Annotated in this window: 17 protein-coding genes; 14 read left to right on the forward strand and 3 right to left on the reverse strand. The window is 37.9% G+C overall.

From position 1 onward, the window contains the following. Positions 1-122 precede the first annotated feature (122 nt). Positions 123-1,226 carry an HD-GYP domain-containing protein gene (locus WDJ61_RS06180; protein ID WP_338753855.1) on the forward strand — a complete coding sequence of 368 codons (1,104 nt, stop codon included), beginning with the start codon at positions 123-125 and terminating at the stop codon, positions 1,224-1,226. Between the two features lie 79 nt (positions 1,227-1,305). On the opposite strand, the gene WDJ61_RS06185 is transcribed toward WDJ61_RS06180, so the two are convergent. Beyond that, the gene (locus WDJ61_RS06185) at positions 1,306-1,806 is read right to left on the reverse strand and encodes a peptidyl-prolyl cis-trans isomerase (protein ID WP_338753856.1); all 501 of its coding nucleotides are present in this window, start codon (positions 1,804-1,806) and stop codon (positions 1,306-1,308) included. A 161-nt stretch (positions 1,807-1,967) separates the two neighbouring features. Between WDJ61_RS06185 and WDJ61_RS06190 the strand changes: the two genes are divergently transcribed. The 3 genes from WDJ61_RS06190 to pyc all read left to right on the forward strand — a co-directional run bounded on the left by WDJ61_RS06190 (position 1,968) and on the right by pyc (position 7,035). Then, complete coding sequence (locus tag WDJ61_RS06190) at positions 1,968-2,249, forward strand: YlaN family protein (protein ID WP_338753858.1); 282 nt, start codon at positions 1,968-1,970, stop codon at positions 2,247-2,249. 103 nt (positions 2,250-2,352) lie between these two features. Continuing rightward, a complete protein-coding gene (locus WDJ61_RS06195) occupies positions 2,353-3,504 on the forward strand; it encodes an FtsW/RodA/SpoVE family cell cycle protein (RefSeq protein WP_338753859.1) in 1,152 nt (383 codons plus the stop codon). A gap of 93 nt (positions 3,505-3,597) precedes the next feature. After that, on the forward strand, positions 3,598-7,035 hold the full coding sequence (pyc, locus tag WDJ61_RS06200) for a pyruvate carboxylase (protein ID WP_338753860.1): 3,438 nt from the start codon (positions 3,598-3,600) through the stop codon (positions 7,033-7,035). A 40-nt stretch (positions 7,036-7,075) separates the two neighbouring features. Here the strand turns inward: pyc and WDJ61_RS06205 are convergent, their stop codons facing one another. Next, complete coding sequence (locus WDJ61_RS06205; RefSeq protein WP_338753861.1) at positions 7,076-7,984, reverse strand: heme A synthase; 909 nt, start codon at positions 7,982-7,984, stop codon at positions 7,076-7,078. Between the two features lie 390 nt (positions 7,985-8,374). Between WDJ61_RS06205 and cyoE the strand changes: the two genes are divergently transcribed. From cyoE to WDJ61_RS06240, 7 genes are all read left to right on the forward strand, one after another. Further along, a complete protein-coding gene (gene cyoE, locus WDJ61_RS06210) occupies positions 8,375-9,301 on the forward strand; it encodes a heme o synthase (RefSeq protein WP_338753862.1) in 927 nt (308 codons plus the stop codon). 88 nt (positions 9,302-9,389) lie between these two features. Then, entirely contained in the window at positions 9,390-10,469 is a 1,080-nt protein-coding gene (coxB, locus tag WDJ61_RS06215; protein WP_338753863.1) for a cytochrome c oxidase subunit II, read from the forward strand. A 29-nt stretch (positions 10,470-10,498) separates the two neighbouring features. Further along, complete coding sequence (gene ctaD / locus WDJ61_RS06220; RefSeq protein WP_338753864.1) at positions 10,499-12,370, forward strand: cytochrome c oxidase subunit I; 1,872 nt, start codon at positions 10,499-10,501, stop codon at positions 12,368-12,370. After that, positions 12,370-12,999 (forward strand): cytochrome (ubi)quinol oxidase subunit III, encoded by a 630-nt coding sequence (locus tag WDJ61_RS06225; RefSeq protein ID WP_338753866.1) that lies wholly within the window; start codon positions 12,370-12,372, stop codon positions 12,997-12,999. Before ctaD ends, WDJ61_RS06225 begins: the two co-directional genes overlap by 1 nt. Before the next feature lie 3 nt (positions 13,000-13,002). Continuing rightward, the gene (ctaF, locus tag WDJ61_RS06230) at positions 13,003-13,335 is read left to right on the forward strand and encodes a cytochrome c oxidase subunit IVB (protein ID WP_338753867.1); all 333 of its coding nucleotides are present in this window, start codon (positions 13,003-13,005) and stop codon (positions 13,333-13,335) included. Between the two features lie 158 nt (positions 13,336-13,493). Beyond that, complete coding sequence (gene ctaG, locus WDJ61_RS06235) at positions 13,494-14,405, forward strand: cytochrome c oxidase assembly factor CtaG (protein WP_338753869.1); 912 nt, start codon at positions 13,494-13,496, stop codon at positions 14,403-14,405. 75 nt (positions 14,406-14,480) lie between these two features. Further along, positions 14,481-14,942, forward strand: a complete 462-nt coding sequence (locus WDJ61_RS06240) for a DUF420 domain-containing protein (RefSeq protein ID WP_338753870.1) — start codon at positions 14,481-14,483, stop codon at positions 14,940-14,942. 107 nt (positions 14,943-15,049) lie between these two features. Here WDJ61_RS06240 and WDJ61_RS06245 read toward each other — a convergent pair whose 3' ends face one another. After that, entirely contained in the window at positions 15,050-15,409 is a 360-nt protein-coding gene (locus tag WDJ61_RS06245; RefSeq protein WP_338753871.1) for a YugN family protein, read from the reverse strand. Positions 15,410-15,736: 327 nt separating this feature from the next. On the opposite strand from WDJ61_RS06245, the gene WDJ61_RS06250 reads away from it, so the two are divergent. From WDJ61_RS06250 to WDJ61_RS06260, 3 genes are all read left to right on the forward strand, one after another. Then, positions 15,737-16,771 (forward strand): CAP domain-containing protein, encoded by a 1,035-nt coding sequence (locus WDJ61_RS06250; RefSeq protein ID WP_338753873.1) that lies wholly within the window; start codon positions 15,737-15,739, stop codon positions 16,769-16,771. 113 nt (positions 16,772-16,884) lie between these two features. Further along, positions 16,885-17,247, forward strand: a complete 363-nt coding sequence (gene ylbD / locus WDJ61_RS06255; RefSeq protein ID WP_338753874.1) for a spore coat protein YlbD — start codon at positions 16,885-16,887, stop codon at positions 17,245-17,247. Next, positions 17,244-17,531, forward strand: coding sequence for a YlbE-like family protein (locus WDJ61_RS06260; protein WP_338753875.1), 288 nt, complete (start codon positions 17,244-17,246; stop codon positions 17,529-17,531). The genes ylbD and WDJ61_RS06260 overlap by 4 nt, the downstream gene beginning before the upstream one ends. Positions 17,532-17,544: the final 13 nt, after the last annotated feature.

Consider the following 17,544-nt stretch of genomic DNA (forward strand, 5'->3'; position numbering starts at 1 on the left):
GTTAATGTCGAAAAAACTCAATGATTAATGGGAAATGTGTTAAAATAAACAATTGAAAGCAATATATGAGATTTTAATAAATGAGATCTGGGGCTATGGCGGTAGATGGGAGTTATTAGGAAATGAGACTAGTCGCTGTTTCGACATTAAAAGAGCATGTTAAGTTAGCTAAGCCAGTATATAATGAGGCTGGTCAAATTCTTATCGGACATGGAATTCCGCTTACAAAGCAAATGATATTCCGGTTGCAACAACTGGGCATTACATTTGTTTATATGGAAGACCAAAGAACAGAAGATATTGTGTTTAGGCCTGCTGTGACAGAAAGAACACGCCAGGAAGCTCTCAGCATAATGAAGCAATCGTTTGAGGAAGTAGTGAATACGAAAAACTTAAACACTAAGTTTTCATTTGATAAAATGGAGAGACAGTTTAAGAGTATTATACGTGAGATGCTTGATCAAATAAAGGAGCATAAAGAAGCAGTTTCTTTGCTTTCTGACGTATGTGCACACGACAATTATATTTTAGCTCACTCGCTGAATGTCATGATCTATACGTTAGCACTTAGCTTAAAGCTACAATTGAAGCCTCGACAACTTGAAGAGATTGGCCTTGGGGCTATGTTGCATGATATTGGAAAAATACTTATCCCTCAGCCTATTTTGATGAAGCCTTCGCGGCTGACTAATGAAGAGTATGAAGAAATAAAAAAGCATGCTGAGTATGGGTTTAATATTTTAAGGAAAGAACATAGCATTCCACTTACAGCTGCTCATTGTGCTTATCAGCATCATGAAAGAATAAATGGTACAGGTTATCCTCGAGGCCTTACAGGTGACCAAATTCATTTATATGGGAAAATTTTAGGGGTTACCGATGTGTACGATGCTGTTACTTCAAATAGAATATACAGACAGGCTATGCTTCCTTCCGAAGGTCTAGAAATACTATATGCAGGGGCAGGGACTGAATTTGATGCGGAAATGGTTGAAGCTTTTCGTAAGTCTATTGTTGTTTATCCAAATGGCTTGACCGTTCATTTGCATGATAATCGAAAAGGGGTTGTGCTTCGACAAACTCCACATGTTAGCGACCGACCTGTATTATTAATATTAGAAGAAGAGAACTGTGAATTGGATGAGCCGTATGAATTAGATTTATCTAAGGAATTAACGGTGATAATAAGCGAAACAGATACGACTTTATTGGGGAAAAAGAAATAAAAAGCATGAGTGCACTTAAGCATTCATGCTTTTTCGCTGTGTTGCTTCACTTATTTGTTTCTTGCTGTTTGTTCGCCGATTACTCGATTCGAAAAGCTTTCACGTGACGAATAGGATCTTCACGATTGGAACCATCTTTATATAACACATGAACAGGGCCGTCTTCGCGAAGTGGTTTTCCCTTTTTTGAAAAAGCTAATATCATGTTGCGGGCGCTATGTAATGGGAGTTGATGTTCGCCCTTTTCTGTTTCAATGATGATGAAAGCAGCTTCTTCATTTGGTTCCGCATTTTTTAAAAATGGTTCAAATGGTACAGCGAATGTTCCTTTTAATATTTGTTCTTTGAGAAATTTTTTTTCAGATTTGATAGTGGGTGGTGAGATCGCCCCTTCGCGAATTTCTTTATCCCAAAATTGGGAAATGTTCTTTGTGTATTCTTCCTCTTCAGAAAGCTTATTCGTTTCGGTCGTATCAAAATATGTATCTAGATCAATCCGGCGATCGTCAAAAATCCATACGCCTGGATCTAGTGTTACAGAAAACTTAACCTTTCCATAAATAGGCATGATGTTTTCCACAGTGTTTCCTCCTTACGTGTATTGGGTGCTCACAGTAAAGTATAGCTCTTAATTGTTTTCTTGTCAGGAGACAAATGTAAAATTCCTTGCAAAATAGTCCGATTAACGATAGAATTTTAAATTATAGCTAATCCATTGCACGGAACAGGGGGAGTTTACAAATGGCGTCTGAAATGAAAGTCGATCACAGGGAAAAAGCCTACTCTCTATTAGAAGCAGACGCAGAAAAGATTTTGCGCCTCATTAAAGTTCAAATGGACAACTTAACGATGCCCCAATGTCCTCTTTATGAGGAAGTGCTTGATACTCAAATGTTTGGCTTATCCCGTGAAATAGATTTTGCCATACGTTTAGGACTGGTTGATGAACAAGATGGAAAAAAACTGATCGATTCGCTAGAAAGAGAATTATCAGCTCTCCACGAGGCATCTACTGAAAAATAAACGTGAAAGAAACTCAAACAGATGTTTTCAATGTTTGAGTTTTTTTACATAAAATTAGACATCCCAAGGATAGTAAGATGTAAAAGGGATGAGGTGAAGGTTTATGTGGAAAAAAATTCTTAAGTCTTATGATTATTCTTTAATTGCAGTATTTATTTTATTATGCCTTTTTGGATTAACGATGGTTTATAGCGCAAGCTCTGTCGTTGCTGTTCAAAAATACGAAGTAGCGAGTGATTATTTTTATAATAGACAGAAAATCTTTTTAATTATTTCTATGGTCTTTTTTATCGCTGCAGCTGCGTTTCCGTATAAAGCATATAGAAATAGTAAATTTTTATTTATTAGTTTGTTTGGTATTCTTGCTGTCTTAATTTTACTATTGTTTTTTGGAAAGACGACGAACAATGCCCAAAGTTGGTTTAGCTTAGGTGGTCTGAGTATTCAACCAGCGGAGTTTGCTAAGCTAGTGATCATTATATATATGTCCGCTGTATATGCTAAGAAACAAAAGTATATTAATTCATTTAACAAAGGTGTTATTCCTCCTATTGTGTTTCTAGTCTTAATTTGCATGGTCATTGCTGCTCAACCGGATTTCGGAACAGCATTTATCATATTTCTTATTGGATGTACGATCATTGTCTCCTCAGGTATGAAATTTAAAAGCATGTGGAAATTGATCGTTTTAGGTTTAATGATTGCCGTTCTTCTTTCTCCTATGTTAATCTGGAAAAAAGATCGAATTTTCACAGAGGAAAAAATCAGCCGCTTTACTGGGTATCTAGACCCTTTTGAACATCGAGAAGGACATGGATATCAAGTGGTTAACTCTTACCTTGCGATTGGATCAGGGGGAGTCACTGGGTCCGGCCTTGGACAAAGTGTGCAAAAGCTAGGGTATTTACCGGAGCCTCATACCGATTTTATTATGGCTGTTATTGCTGAAGAACTCGGTGTGTTTGGTGTCATCTTTGTTATTGGCGGGTTAAGTTTTATTGTTTTGAAAGGAATTTATACCGCTATCAAATGTAAAGATCCATTTGGCTCGATGATGGCGGTGGGTATTTCTAGTATGATTGCCATCCAATCCGGTATTAATCTTGGAGGGGTGTGCGGATTGATTCCGATCACTGGAGTGACTCTTCCGTTTATTAGCTATGGGGGAACGTCTCTTATGTTGCTATCTATTTCTATGGGAATATTAGTTAATATTTCTATGTTTAATAGATTTGAAAGTTTCTATAAAGAATAATAGTTACGAACAAATGGTCATTTCGAAATAAAAAGGTTCAATCTATTGAACCTTTTTATATATATTTACTTGCTTAATGGGGGAGAGATGATTATGAGACAAATCAGTAAAGTACTGGTTGCAAACCGAGGAGAAATCGCCATCCGCGTGTTTCGTGCCTGTACAGAGCTACATATTCGCACTGTAGCAGTTTATTCAAAAGAGGATTCTGGTTCTTATCATCGCTACAAAGCGGATGAGGCATATTTGGTTGGTGAAGGAAAAAAACCAATTGATGCTTACTTAGATATTGAGGGCATTATTGAAATTGCCAAGCAAGCAGAAGTAGATGCCATTCACCCAGGCTATGGATTTTTGTCAGAAAATATCGAATTTGCAAAACGTTGCGAAAAAGAGGGGATTGTTTTTATTGGACCTAAATCTAAGCATTTAGATATGTTTGGTGATAAAGTGAAAGCAAGAACCCAAGCTCAAAACGCAGACATCCCTGTTATTCCAGGAACTGATGGACCAGTGGACAGCCTTGAGGAAATAGTGGAGTTTGGTAAAAAGTTCGGTTTTCCTCTGATGATTAAAGCTGCATTAGGTGGCGGTGGACGCGGTATGCGTGTTGTTAAAAGTGTCGATGAAGTAAAAGAGGCTTTCGATCGAGCTCGATCAGAGGCGAGAGCTGCTTTTGGAAACAGTGAAGTATATGTTGAGAAATTTGTTGAAAACCCTAAGCATATCGAAGTGCAAATTTTAGGTGATAACGACGGAAATATCGTTCACTTGTATGAAAGAGATTGTTCCGTGCAAAGACGTCATCAAAAGGTAGTTGAAGTGGCACCTTGTGTGTCAATATCTAATGATTTACGCAATCGCATTTGTGATGCGGCTGTGAAACTTATGAAAAATGTGGATTATTTAAACGCAGGTACAGTTGAATTCCTTGTAGCAGGAGAGGAGTTCTACTTTATCGAAGTCAATCCTCGCGTACAAGTGGAGCACACGATTACGGAGATGATTACTGGTGTTGATATTGTTCAATCGCAAATTCTTATTGCGGAAGGACATGCTCTGCATAGCAAAAAAGTAGGAATCCCTGTTCAAGAAGAAATTGTGACTCATGGATACGCTATTCAATCTCGTGTGACGACAGAAGACCCGTTAAATGGTTTTATGCCGGACACTGGTAAAATTATGGCTTATCGTTCCGGCGGAGGCTTTGGAGTTCGATTAGACGCTGGTAACGGATTCCAAGGAGCGGTGATTACTCCTTATTACGATTCACTTTTAGTGAAAGTTTCTACATGGGCACTTTCCTTTGAGCAAGCAGCTTCAAAAATGGTTCGTAACCTACAGGAATTCCGAATTCGAGGGATTAAAACGAATATTCCATTTCTGGAAAATGTGATGCGTCATGAGAACTTTGTTACTGGAAATTATGATACGTCTTTTATTGATACAACCCCTGAATTGTTCAGCTTCTCGAAAAGATTAGACCGTGGAACAAAAATGCTTAGTTATATTGGAAATGTAACAATTAATGGATTTCCAGGAATCGAGAAAAAGAAAAAGCCCGTGTTTGAAACCCCTTTGATCCCTAAAGTGAAATACTCTCAATCTGTTACTCCAGGGACGAAACAAATTTTAGATGAAAAAGGTGCAGAAGGCTTAGTGGATTGGGTAAAGTCTCGTAATGAAGTGTTATTGACAGACACGACGTTCCGTGATGCACACCAATCACTATTAGCGACTCGTGTGCGGACAAATGATTTAACTCATATTGCGGAACCGACAGCGAAGTTGCTTCCTGATTTATTTTCTATGGAAATGTGGGGAGGAGCCACATTTGATGTATCCTATCGATTCTTAAAAGAGGATCCGTGGAAACGTTTGAGCACATTAAGACAGCAAATTCCGAATGTATTATTCCAAATGCTTCTTCGTGCTTCTAATGCTGTTGGATATACGAACTATCCGGATAATGTGATTCGTGAATTCGTGTCACAATCAGCTGAATCTGGAATTGATGTATTCAGAATATTCGATAGTTTAAACTGGGTTAAAGGTATGGAAGTAGCCATTGATTCTGTTCGTCAAACAGGAAAAATTGCGGAGGCTTCTATTTGCTATACTGGTGATATTGATGATCCAACTCGAACAAAATATGATATTGATTATTACAAAGCAATGGCAAAAGAACTAGAGAATCAAGGCGCTCATATTCTTGGTATTAAAGATATGGCTGGATTATTAAAACCGCAATCAGCCTATCGTTTAATTTCTGAATTGAAAGAAACCATCGATATTCCAATTCATCTTCATACCCATGATACGAGTGGAAATGGAATATATATGTATGCAAAAGCGATCGAAGCCGGTGTAGATATCGTTGATGTGGCGTTAAGTACAATGGCAGGATTAACTTCTCAACCAAGTGCAAGCACACTTAAATACGCTCTTAAAGGAATAGATAGGGAACCAACTGTTAACATCGATGCCCTTGAACAGCTATCCCAATATTGGGAAGGTGTTCGTAAATATTATCAAGATTTTGAAAGCGGCATGTTATCTCCACATACAGAGATCTACAAACATGAAATGCCCGGGGGACAATACAGTAACCTTCAACAACAAGCAAAAGCAGTAGGCCTTGGTGAGCGTTGGGAAGAAGTGAAAGACATGTATAGCCGAGTGAATTTAATGTTCGGAGATATTGTCAAGGTTACTCCATCTTCTAAAGTTGTCGGTGATATGGCTTTGTTCATGGTCCAAAATGATTTATCTGAAGAGGAGGTATTGACAAAGGGAGAAACAATCGATTTTCCGGATTCGGTAATTGAGTTATTCGAAGGTTATTTAGGACAACCTTATGGAGGATTTCCTAAACAGCTTCAACAAGTCATATTAAAAGGGAAAGAACCGCTCACTGTTCGTCCAGGAGAATTGTTGAAAGAAGTCGATTTTGATGCTCTTCGTAAGGAACTTTCACAAGAATTGGGACGTCAGGTGACCAGCCACGATGTGATTGCTTATGCTCTATATCCGAAAGTGTTTGTAGATTACATGAAAACGATCGATCAATTTGGCGATGTATCCAAACTCGATACACCAACGTTTCTTTATGGAATGAGGCTTGGGGAAGAAATTGAAGTGGAGATTGAAACGGGGAAGACACTAATCGTGAAGCTTGTTTCGATTGGACAACCACAGGCGGACGGAACTCGTGTTGTCTATTTTGAGCTGAATGGTCAACCACGTGAAGTGGTGATTAAAGATGAAAGTATTAAATCCGCAGTCGCATCTAAAGTAAAGGCGGATCCGAAAAATGAAAGTCATATTGCAGCTACAATGCCTGGAACTGTCATTAAAGTGATTGCAGAAAAAGGCGAAAAGGTCAACCGTGGAGATCATTTGATGATTACAGAAGCCATGAAAATGGAAACAACGGTTCAAGCGCCATTTGCAGGTGTTGTGAAAAATATTTATGTGCAAAATGGTGAAGCGATCTTAACAGGTGACTTACTGATTGAGTTAGAAAAATAATACAAAAATGCAGTAGGCTGTTGCCTACTGCATTTTTGTATTATTTTTCATTTGATTTGCTTCGAGAGATTAAAAGAATAAAATAACATAATAACCCAAATAAACAGGAAATAAATAATGCATGAGCTAAGGCAATATAAAGATTTAATCTAGTATAAATAATGAAAGCTCCTGCAATTACTTGTAGAAGAACTAATACAAAGGCGATAATCCAACCCCAGTAAATCACACGTTGATTCTTATAGTTTTTCACAGCGATGAAAGTAATGTAAGTAATCCAAATAAAGATGAGCCCTGCTGCTAATCGATGGCCCATTTGAATCCATTGATACATATTGAGAGAAAGCCCAGGTGCGCTGTTTACACAGAACGGCCAGTCTGGACAAGTAAGACTGGCATCTGTATGGCGGACAAGAGCTCCGGTGTAAACAACTAGATAACTATATAACGTGACTCCGATAGTATGCCATTTCATCCGTTTATCAATGACGAGAGATGAAGCATCAAATTTTTGATCGACTTCAAAAATCAGAAGTGTTAACAGAAGTACAGCCGCAAAAGAAATGAGTGAGATACCAAAATGTAGAGCAAGGACAAAATCAGATTGTCCCCAAAGAACGGCAGCGGCTCCAATTAGTCCTTGGGCGACTAAAAAGAAGAAAGATAGGAACGCAAGAAATTTTGTTTCTCTTTTATGTCCGATCATGCGCCAAGAAGCGATCGAGAGTGCAAGTACGAGTAATCCAACTACACCAGAAACGAGTCGGTGTGCTAATTCAATAAGGGTTTCAATGGTTAGATTATCTGGAATGATTTGCCCATGACAAAGCGGCCACTCTCGCCCACAACCAAGCCCGGAATCTGTTTTTGTGACTAAGGCGCCCCCCAGCAGCACAAGAAGCATACCGAACGTTGTTAATATCGCTAACCATTTTAGCGAGCGTTGCATGTGATCACCTACTTATGTAAAATTAACTTTTTGAAAATGAAAAAGAATACATCTTCTCGATAATACAGAAAATAGTGGTAAAAGACAACTTGTAAATTTGTGTAAACCTGTTATGCTTAATGGAATCAAATACCTAGTTATCCTTTCAATACATAGCTTAAGCTTAATATTATTATCTAATAAAATAAAAATGATGGAAATAGCACTTGATTAGCCGACACAAATTCGACATAATTAGTTCAAGATGTATTCACAAAAAAATGGATAGATATGTTTTAATATTGAATTGATAGGCGTTTTTGAAAAAAAAGAAAACTTTCACATGGTATAGAAAACGAAAGCTCAAACATTTATATTTATATTAAAAGTGTGAAAGCTTTTGTTTCTCTAATGAGAGGGGGGAATTGGGTGTCACGTGCCGCAACAACAGTGGGGAAACCTCAACTGCCGGAGACCACAGCCTTGAAAGACTTCCTAGCATTAATCAAAATAGGAATTGTCAACTCTAACTTAATAACGATATTTACAGGAATGTGGCTCGCTTTTGAGTTTAATGACTTACACTTTTTAACACAGTTAGACACGGTTTTCTATACGTTGCTCGGTTCATCGTTGATCATTGCTGGATCAGCAAGCTTGAACAATTTTATTGACCGCGATATCGATCCATTGATGGAAAGAACGAAAGGCCGTCCAACCGTAACTGGTAAGATTAGTTTTCCAAAAGTCATGTCAATAGGGCTAGCATTTATTATTATTGGAACGACTTTGTTGTTTTTAACGACCTTCACAGCGGGCATGCTTGGACTAATCGGAGTATTTAGCTATGTCGTCCTTTACTCCATGTGGTCAAAGCGAAGACATGTTAGCAATACGGTCGTAGGAAGCATTTCCGGTGCGATACCACCATTAATTGGCTGGGCTGCTGTAGACCCGAATTTACATATTATTGCATGGATGCTGTTTTTAATCATGTTTATCTGGCAACCCCCGCATTTTTATGCGTTGGCTATGAAACGTTGTGAGGAATATCGAGCAGCCAATATACCGATGCTACCAGTAGTGAAAGGGTTCTCAACAACAAAACGTCACATGGTGATGTGGGTATTAGCGCTATTACCACTTCCGTTTTTTATGGAGCCACTTGGAAATGCCTTTATTGTTTTAGCAACCGTTTTAAATATTGGCTGGCTGGCTCTTGGATTGTCTGGATATAAAATGAAAGATGATCTAAAATGGGCCAAGCTCATGTTTGTTTATTCTTTGCAATATTTAACAATCATGTTTGTAGCGATGGTTATTCTAACTGTCATATAAAAGAGGGGAATTCTTTCTTGTTAAAGAAATCCATATATAAGCTCATTTTCATTTTAGAAATTCATAAGAAAGAGGGGTTAATTAAGCTATGAGAGATAGGCTAACTAAATGGCGTCTTTTTTCGGTGTTTGCCGCATTGACGCTCGTTCTATCTGGCTGTGGTGAACCGTTTCTTTCCGCGCTAGTACCAGGCGGAGAAGTTGCTCAAAAACAATTTGATTTGATGGTTTTGAGTACGATCATCATGGTTTCTGTAATTTTAGTAGTTTTTGTTATCTTTATTATCGCTATTTTCCGCTTCCGTCGTAAAAAAGGCGACGAAAACAAAATTCCTAAACAGGTAGAAGGCAGTCATTTGTTGGAAATTATTTGGACTGTTATTCCGATCATCCTCCTTTTAGTTCTTGCAGTGCCAACAGTGAAAGCAACTTTTGACTTTGCAGACGTAACAGACATGGAGAAGAAGAATGAAAAGGGTGAGCGCGAAGCACTTGTGGTAAACGTACGTGCAAACTTGTACTGGTGGGAATTTGAATACCCGGATCACAAGGTCATTACTGGTCAAGACTTAGTCGTGCCAACAGATCAAAAAGTTTACTTTAATTTAAAAGCATCTGACGTAAAGCATTCATTTTGGATTCCTGCAGCAGGTGGAAAGATGGATACGAACGTAGATAACGTCAACCAATTTTGGCTTGAGTTTGACAATGAAAAAGCTAGTGATGCACAAAACCTTTTCTATGGTAAATGTGCGGAGCTTTGCGGTCCATCGCATGCTTTAATGGACTTCAAAGTAAAAGCGATTCCACAGGACGAATTTAATCAATGGATGGATGACATGAAAACAGCGAAAGAAGAGACACCGACTGATGCTACAGCAGCAAAAGGTCAAGAAGTGTTCAAAGAAAATTGCTTGAGCTGTCATGCTGTCACTCCACAAGATGCACGTCCGGAACAAGCTAGACTTGCTCCGAACTTAGCGACGTTTGGAGAGCGTTCTCGTGTTGCTGGTATTTTAGAGCATAACGAGGAAGAATTGAAAAATTGGATTCGCGATCCTGAGAAATACAAACCTGGTAACAAAATGACAGGTACGTATGGCGAATTATCTGAAGATGAGCTAGATCAATTAGCAGCATACTTAATGAGCTTGAAAGTACAAGATTAATAAAACGATCAAAAAAGGAGGTAAAATCGTTGAGTACCATTGCACAAAAACGAGGTTTCGCAGGAACGATTTGGGATTACTTAACTACGGTTGACCATAAGAAAATTGCGATTCTTTACTTAATTGCAGGCGGTATCTTCTTCCTCATGGGTGGTGTTGAAGCCATGATGATTCGGATTCAGCTTGCTAAACCAAACAATGATTTTGTGAGTGCAGGTTTATTTAATGAACTTCTGACTATGCACGGAACAACCATGATTTTCTTAGCGGCTATGCCCTTGCTATTCGCGTTTATGAATGCGATTATGCCGCTACAAATTGGGGCTCGTGACGTAGCATTCCCATTCTTAAATTCATTGGGCTTTTGGTTATTCTTCTTCGGAGGAGTATTCTTAAACTTATCATGGTTGCTTGGTGGAGCTCCTGATGCAGGTTGGACATCTTATGCATCTTTATCACTTGCATCAGAAGGACACGGAATTGACTTCTATGTTCTAGGTTTACAGGTATCAGGTTTTGGTACGTTAATAGGAGGGATTAACTTCCTTGTTACAATTATTAATATGCGTGCCCCTGGTATGACTTATATGAGAATGCCTTTATTCACATGGACAACATTTGTGGCGTCTGCGCTTATTCTATTCGCATTCCCACCGTTAACAATCGGTATGTTCATGTTAATGTTTGACCGTTTATTCGGCTCTAACTTCTTTAATGTAGCAGCTGGTGGTAACACAATTATTTGGGAGCATTTCTTCTGGATTTTTGGTCACCCTGAAGTATACATTTTAATTTTACCGGCATTCGGTATTTTCTCTGAGATTTTCTCAACGTTCTCAAGAAAGCGCTTATTCGGATATTCTTCTATGGTATTCGCAACTGTATTAATCGGTTTCCTAGGCTTCATGGTATGGGCTCACCATATGTTTACAACTGGTATGGGTCCTGTGGCTAATGCGATCTTCGCAGTAGCTACAATGGCGATTGCTGTTCCTACGGGAATTAAGATCTTTAACTGGTTATTAACAATTTGGGGGGGTAGTATTCGATTCACTACGCCAATGATATACGCTGTAGCATTTATTCCTTCTTTCGTTGCCGGCGGGGTAACGGGAGTTATGCAGGCGGTAGCACCAGCGGATTATCAATACCATGATTCATACTTTATCGTGGCCCATTTCCACTACGTAATTGTTGGTGGGGTTGTGTTAGCGTTATTAGCAGCAACTCACTTCTATTGGCCAAAAATGTTTGGAACAATGTTAAGTGAAAAATTAGGGAAAGTTACGTTTGTTCTATTCTTCACTGGTTTCCATTTAACGTTCTTTGTTCAACATTTCCTAGGTTTAATGGGGATGCCACGTCGTGTTTGGACGTTCTTACCAGGTCAAGGACTTGATACAGGGAACGCAATTAGCTCGGTAGGGGCAGCATTCATGGCAGCAGGTGTCATTGTGTTATTGTATAACATTGTTATGACGTCTGTGAAGAATGTCAAAGTCGGTAATGACCCTTGGGAAGATGGTCGTACGCTTGAGTGGGCAATTCCTTCACCACCGCCATTCTATAACTTTAAGCAAACACCACTTGTTCGTGGATTAGATACTTATTGGATCGAGAAAATGGAAGGCAATAAAGGGATCACGCCAGCTGAACCACTTGGTGATATTCATATGCCTAATGGATCGTTCGTACCATTTATGATTTCTCTTGGCTTATTCATCGCTTCTTTTGGAGCAATGTATCAAGTGGATGACAAACCATGGGCGATTCCAGTGTTAATTGGTGGATTAGCGGTTACATTCCTATCCATGCTGTATCGTTCAGTGAAAGATGATCACGGATTCCATATTCATAAAGAAGATTTAATGGAAGAGAAAGATAAGGGGGTTAAGGCATAATGCACGTTGAAGAAAAATTCACACCCCAAACTTGGCCAGAATCACCTGAGCAAGCTACCCTTGAAGGGAAAAATAAATTCCTTGGCTTTTGGTTCTTTCTAGGAGGAGAGACGGTTTTATTCGCCTCTCTCTTCGCAACATACATTGCATTAAAAGATAAAGTTCCAAGTCCAGATCATGCTTTAGCTAAGGATCTTTTTGAGTTACCTTTAGTATTCATGATGACAATGTTGTTATTGACTAGTTCATTAACAAGCGTATTTGCCATGTATCATATGAAAAACTATAACTTCAAGCGTATGCAAGCTTGGTTATTGTTCACTGTAATTCTTGGCCTAGCCTTTTTAGGTTGTGAGATTTACGAATTTAATCATTATTATCATGAGTATAAACACACGTTCACAAGTAGCGCATTCGGTTCGTCCTTTTACATGTTAGTCGGTTTCCATGGAGCCCACGTTGTCTTTGGTTTATCATGGATTGTTACTTTAATGGTTCGTAATGCAAAGCGTGGATTAAACTTATACAACGCACCTAAGTTTTACTTAGCTAGCCTTTATTGGCACTTTATTGACGTTGTTTGGGTCTTTATTTTCACTGTAGTATACTTAATGGGAATGGTGGGATAATTGATGGTGAATAATCAATCAAATTCAAGCAACCCAAGAGTTGATTACGAATACCGACGTAAAAAAAACGCTGACGAAATGAGAATGCAAGTAGTAACCTTTACTTTAATGATCTTCTTTACAGTAGTTGCATTTGTAGCTGTTGCAGCAGGTTTTTCTGAATGGTTTATTGTTCCGTTTATCCTTTTACTTGCATGCATTCAAGTAGCATTTCAATTATATTATTTCATGCATATGAGCCATAAAGGCCATGAAGCACCTTCCTTTTTCTTGTGGTCTGCTATAGTCATAGCGTTTGTAACAGTTTTGGCATTTGTAACGGTTGTATGGATCTAATTAGAAAGTCAGCCTTTAGGGGCTGGCTTTTTATTTGTCAGGAAATTATTTTTCTTGTATAATGTCATGAACTTGTCAATTGCTAACATTGATAGGGAGAAAGGAGAAAGGTATAATAACTAATAGGGCATCTCAAAAAATATCGAGGTGAATAAACAATGCCAATTGGAATTTTTGGATTTCAAGCTTTATGGAGTCCTTTGTTTATGTTAGTACTTGCCTTTATGTCGGTTTTATTTTTCTTAATAACGGTGAAATGGAGAAAGGATTTTAAAGAAAGTGAACCGTTAACAATACGTCAAGCTTGCCTATTTGTGACGGCTATCCTTGTCTTATATGCTATCAAAGGTTCTCCTATTGATTTAATGGGGCATATTATGTTTTCTTATCATATGCTTCAAATGGCCGTTCTTTATTTAGTTGTTCCACCGCTTCTGATTAAAGCGACACCGTGGTGGGTTTGGAAAGCGGTTATTGAGTTGCCGGTCATTAACAAAGTGTTTAATTTCTTTACAAAGCCCCTTATTGCGTTAATTTTCTTTAATGGGATGTTTTCGTTCTATCATATGCCTTTGATTTTTGATTATATTAAAATGAGTGAAACACTTCATGGCTTATACACATTTATTTTATTTATTTTTGCAATATTTATGTGGTGGCCATTAGTCAATGAACAGCCACACCGAAAACAAATGGCCGGTCTAAAAAAAGTAGGCTATATTTTTGCCAATGGGATTTTACTTACTCCGGCATGTGGTTTAATTATTTTCGCCGATACGCCGCTATATTCGACATATAGTGATGCCGGCTCTTGGCTGAAGGCAATGGAATTATGTGTGCCTGTAACAACATTACAAGGGTTAAATTTAAGTGGACCTGAATTATTTTCCAATATGCCTGTGGTTGAGGATCAACAACTCGGTGGTATTATTATGAAAATCATTCAAGAAATTGTTTATGGCTTTATTTTGGCCAAGGTCTTTTTTGAATGGTATCGAAATGAACAACGCGATGCAGAGGCCATTACGAAAGAAGCATTGGCTCGCCATCAATCCAATTTAAGTAAGTAATTTGTAAAAAGGGTGACCTAGTCAATTAGTTGCTCTATACATACGATAGAATATGTAAGGAAGAGAGGAAGTAATATGTCTTTACCTATCCTGCCTACAATTAGTACGTCATTTATCGTGTTAAGTGCGATTTTTGTTGCGATTGGTTGGGGGCAAATCAAACAAGGGAAAATTGAAAAACATAAAAAAACGATGTTAACTGCAGCTGTTTTTGCATTGATCTTTTTCGTTATTTATGTGAGTAGAACCGTTTTTATTGGAAATACGGCATTTGGAGGACCGGATGAGATTAAAATTTATTATACATCCTTCTTAATTTTCCATATTACTTTAGCCACAACAGGTGCTGTTTTTGGAATTGTCACCATTCTAAGTGGGTTAAAAAACAACCTTATAAGACATAAAAAACTTGGACCTATTACTAGTGTAATTTGGTTCTTTACAGCTATTACAGGTGTTGCTGTTTATTTCCTTCTATATGTTATATATGAAGGTGGAGAGACAACATCTGCTATAAAAGCAATATTAGGGTTTTAAGTAGGGGTTCAGCCCCTGCTTTTTTTATTGTTTAGAAGATAGTCTTGGTTAGTAGGAGTTTAAGAAAAAAAGCGCTAGGAAAAGTTCCTGCGCTTTTAAAGGTTTTATTAAATAATAAATGGAGTAATTTCATTTTTAATATCTGCAAGTATTTTTTCACAAGTTTCTACTAGAGATTTTGGGAAGTCCTCATTCTCTCCATATTCTACTCCATGAGGATAATAATGTTTTCCTAATAATGGAGTCATTAGTTGAATAACAGCTTCTCCACCGCCGATATCACCTTGTGTAGCAAAGCCTAATATGCGTAAGTAGTATGTACCTTCTTTTAATTCAAATTTGCGATCAAATGTAACTCGCTCATAGTCCCATTGTCCGGCATGAACCAACCCGTGTGAGCTTACAATATAGTCCAAGCGGTTAAAATCTAACTGTAAATTTTCTAAACCAGTATTTTCAAATTTCATAAATGATTCCCTCCTGAATTTCTTCGCCTATGCCCTTATGCATAGCTTGCTTACACACTTGCTTCATTTTTAATAATAGTCTAAAAATAGGTTTCTTGCAATGTATTGAAGGGAATCAAAATATTAATTTTAAACGATTGTTCAAGTCTCTAATGAAGAGGAGGGGGTTATGCGGGAAGAAGTGGATAATTCCCTGTTACAGTCGTTATCTTCTCATATGATTCTACTTAGATAAAGTGTTATAATATCAGTATAAAATGGGGATTCTATTTGTATAGATGAAAGGAGGGCTGCATTCTGAGATCGGCAATTAGAATATTAATCGTTATGTCTATCATCTTAATTGTTGGTTTATACACGAATCAAGTAATGGAAGAAAAGGAAGTACTTGAAAATTCAACGAGTCTTTCTCCTCCAAAGCCAGATTATGATATAGAAGAAGAATTAAAGAGTCAATCAGAGCCTTCTTCGGTTGCTAAGCAACCTGAGACAGGAGTTGGAGCACTTTTGGGAAAAGAAGCCAATGTATTGATCAAGACATATGGTGAGCCTATCCGAAAAGACTTATCTGCTTATGGTTATGAATGGTGGATTTATAAAAAGGATCGACACTATGTGCAATTTGGTGTGGAGGGAAATAAGGTCGTAACGGCTTTTGCTACGGGTGAAACAGATGTATCTCCTTTTAAGATTGGACAAGAATCCGACGAAATCTTTCGTTCTAATGTATTGGATACAGAAATTGTTATTAATAATGAAGAAGGAACGTATCGCTTTGAGTTATCAGAAGAAGATCTTAATGTTCGTCCACTGATTCAATTAGGTGATATTTATGCGCAATTATATATCGATAAATTTACAGGAACTCTTTCTAGCGTTCGTTTTTTGACAAAAGATTGTTTGCTTAAGCAGCGACCATATGAGATGGTCTACCGTGGTGATTTGCCGTCTATTCCTGAACCCCCATCTTCTGTATGGGCTAAGATTCAAACAGGGAATGAACAACAAATATTAGATTTGACGAATATGATTCGTGTTAGATTTGAGCTCAATGAATTAACGTGGGATTCAGATGTAGCAGAGGTCGCTAGATTGCATAGTAAGGAAATGTTCGAGAAGCAATACTTCGCACATGAATCTCCTTCTACAGGTGATTTAGGTGACAGATTAACCAAAGCTAATATAGCGTTTCAAACAGCAGGTGAAAATATTGCGGCTAATTATATAGACGGACCAGCTGCTGTTGAAGGCTGGCTTAATTCGGAAGATCACCGAAAAGCACTATTAGAAGAAGAGTTTGCCCTCTTAGGGGTTGGTGTTTATCGTAAATACTATACGCAGAATTTTGTCACAAAAAGGTAGTCACTTAGGCTACCTTTTTATAATGGGTTCAATTTCATGATCAATTACTTTTCACTTTTTATTTTCTAACCCATAAAGTATTAGTAGCAAATTTATTGGGCGAGGGATGCTATGTGAAAACGAATTCATTACATCCAGAAATACAACGATTTAAAAAGTATGTGAGTGAGCGGCCAGAACTGAAAAAAATGGTAAGGAAAAGAGAAACAACATTACAACAACTGTTTGAAGAGTGGTATGAAGCTGGTGAAGTGGTTTATGAAGAAAAGCAAGAGAGAGAAACAGCTGAGTTTTCTAGTTGGATTGAAAAAGCATTAGACAGGATGGCTTCGTTAGACACAAATAAGTGGAATAGTTATGTGGCTGAATGCCAATCCGTATTGGAAACTATTCAATTAATGCTTGCAGACTTTGTCGATCATAGGAAAGACGATAAAGCTCCATTTTCGCAATCAGAAAGGAGTGATTTAGATTGAGGCAGGAAGTGATGGGAAAAATCAATAATAATAAAGAATGGTTAGCTTATTTAAGAAAAGAACCGATTTGGTATCGATTGTTAAGTAGGAACCCATATGATTTGGAGAAATTTGAAAGAGCGAGTCTTCATTATTATAAAAAGACCTTCCCGCATCAAGTGGAACGAGTAAATGATGGGCTTTTATTAGCTTCTGCTTTATTTTCGATGATGAATTCACAAATGTCCACACCAGCGTCATCGGAAGCTACGAACTCAACAGAGCCGTTAAAAAATGATCAATAAAAAGATCTTCTTT

Source organism: Bacillus sp. FJAT-52991, from assembly GCF_037201805.1.
Classification (GTDB): Bacteria; Bacillota; Bacilli; order Bacillales; family Domibacillaceae; genus Bacillus_CE; species Bacillus_CE kandeliae.